At 64.5% G+C, this 1,803-nt stretch carries 3 protein-coding genes; all 3 read left to right on the top strand.

Going from position 1 to position 1,803, the window contains the following annotated elements:
- Nucleotides 1–249: class II fructose-bisphosphate aldolase (locus ACE3UY_RS23095; RefSeq protein WP_374689818.1), on the top strand; the 249-nt coding region annotated here is incomplete at its 5' end.
- Nucleotides 246–1,031, top strand: a complete 786-nt coding sequence (locus ACE3UY_RS23100) for an HAD-IA family hydrolase (protein WP_374689819.1) — start codon at nucleotides 246–248, stop codon at nucleotides 1,029–1,031. The genes ACE3UY_RS23095 and ACE3UY_RS23100, both read left to right, overlap by 4 nt.
- 34 nt (nucleotides 1,032–1,065) lie before the next feature.
- On the top strand, nucleotides 1,066–1,713 hold the full coding sequence (dhaL, locus tag ACE3UY_RS23105) for a dihydroxyacetone kinase subunit DhaL (RefSeq protein ID WP_374689820.1): 648 nt from the start codon (nucleotides 1,066–1,068) through the stop codon (nucleotides 1,711–1,713).
- The last annotated feature ends 90 nt before the right edge of the window (nucleotides 1,714–1,803 follow it).

The following is a 1,803-nucleotide window of genomic DNA, read 5'->3' on the forward strand; positions in this document are numbered from 1 at the left end:
ATGCCGATGGTCTTGCACGGCGGCAGCGGCCTGACTGACGATGTCTTCCACCGGCTGATCGCCCTGGGCGCGGCCAAGGTCAACATCTCCACTGACCTGAAGAAGACCTATGCCGACGGCTTCCGCAACTACCTGACGGCCAAGCCGCACGAATACAACCCCATCAAGCTCATCAGCGCCGTGCGCGACGACGTGATCGCCATGGCGCAGCACTACTTCCGGCTGTTCGGCAGCGAGGGCCAGGCATGACCAGGACGCTCATCTTCGATTGCGACGGCGTTCTCGCCGATACCGAGCGCGACGGCCACCTGGCGGCGTTCAACCAGATGTGGCGCGAGCAGGGCGTTGACTGGCAGTGGAGCCTGGCGCAGTACGCCGAGAAGGTCAAGATCGGCGGCGGCAAGGAGCGCATGGCCAGCCTGGGGCGGGACGACGACTTCCGCGCCGTCTACGCCGTGCCCGACGCCGAGGACGAGTGGTGGAACGTCGTGGCCGGCTGGCACAAGCGCAAGTCGGAGATCTACAAGGAGCTGATCGCCGGCGGGGCTTTGCCAGGGCGTTCTGGCGTCAAGCGGCTGGCCGAGGAAGCCTATGCCGCGGGCTGGCAGCTGGCCGTCTGTTCCACCTCTTCCCTGTCCTCCGTTCAGGCCGTGCTCGACCACGTCATGGGCGCGGAGACGGCCGCCAGGTTCGCCGGCGTCTTCGCCGGGGACATGGCCAAGGCCAAGAAGCCCGACCCCGCCATCTATCTCCTGGCTATCGACAAGCTCCATCTGGACCCGGCCGAGTGTGTCGTCGTCGAGGACTCGCGCAACGGCCTGCTGGCGGCCACCGCCGCCGGCCTGGCCTGCATCGTCACCGTCAACGACCTCACCCGCGACGAGGCGTTCGATGAGGCCGCTCTGGTGGTCACCGGCCTGGGCGACCCGGACGGCGAGCCGATCCGGGTGCTGGCCGACCGCGCCGGCGTTGCGCCGCGCGGCTTCATCACCGTGCCAGACCTGGAAGCGGTGCTCGCCGCCAAAGACTGACAGGATGGTTCATTCAAACATACAAGGAGGCACTATGACGGATTCTAGTCTCGCTGTCACGGAGCGCGTCGTGCGCACCATCTCCGATGTCGCCCTGGAGAATGAGTTTTATTTCGCCGAACTGGACGGCGTGGTGGGCGACGGCGATTTCGGTCTCTCCCTGGCGAACGGCTTTCGCAAATTGATGGACGAGTGGGACACGCTCGACCGCACGTCGCCCGGCGTCTTCCTGAAGAAAGTCTCCATGATCATCACCAGCCGCGTGGGCGGCGTCTCCGGGGCGATCTGGGGCACGGGCTTCATGCGCGCCGGGTTCGCCGCCGGGGACAAGAGCGACCTGACCGCCAACGACGTGATCGCCATGCTGCGCGCCGCCGAGGAGGGCATGAAGAAACGGGGTCAATCGGACCTGGGCGATAAGACCCTGCTCGATGCATTCATTCCGGCCGTCGATGAGCTGGAGTGCGTGTTGAAAAACGGGGGCGCTGTCCAGGAGGCGCTGGATGCCGCGGCCGTCAAGGCGCGCGAACAGACTGAAGTCATCAAACCGTGGATCGCCAAACGAGGCCGCGCCGCCTACACCGGCGAGCGCAGTTGCAACACCTATGACGCTGGTTCTATCGCCATCGCTGTGATGGCCGAAACGATCGCTAAAAACTGGCAAGCGATCACAGCCCCATAACCCCCATAAACCGTGCAAGGAGACCGCAAGATGAAAAAGTTGATGAATGACCCCAAGAACTTTGTGCCGGAGATGATGAAGGGCATCGAA

The organism is Promineifilum sp. (SeqCode) (genome assembly GCF_041918635.1).
GTDB lineage: Bacteria > Chloroflexota > Anaerolineae > Promineifilales > Promineifilaceae > Promineifilum.

Excerpts from the sequence above, each read along its gene's own strand:
- ACE3UY_RS23100 (WP_374689819.1), top strand. The coding sequence starts at position 246 with ATGACCAGGACGCTCATCTTCGATTGCGACGGCGTTCTCGCCGATACC.
- dhaL (WP_374689820.1), top strand. The coding sequence starts at position 1,066 with ATGACGGATTCTAGTCTCGCTGTCACGGAGCGCGTCGTGCGCACCATC.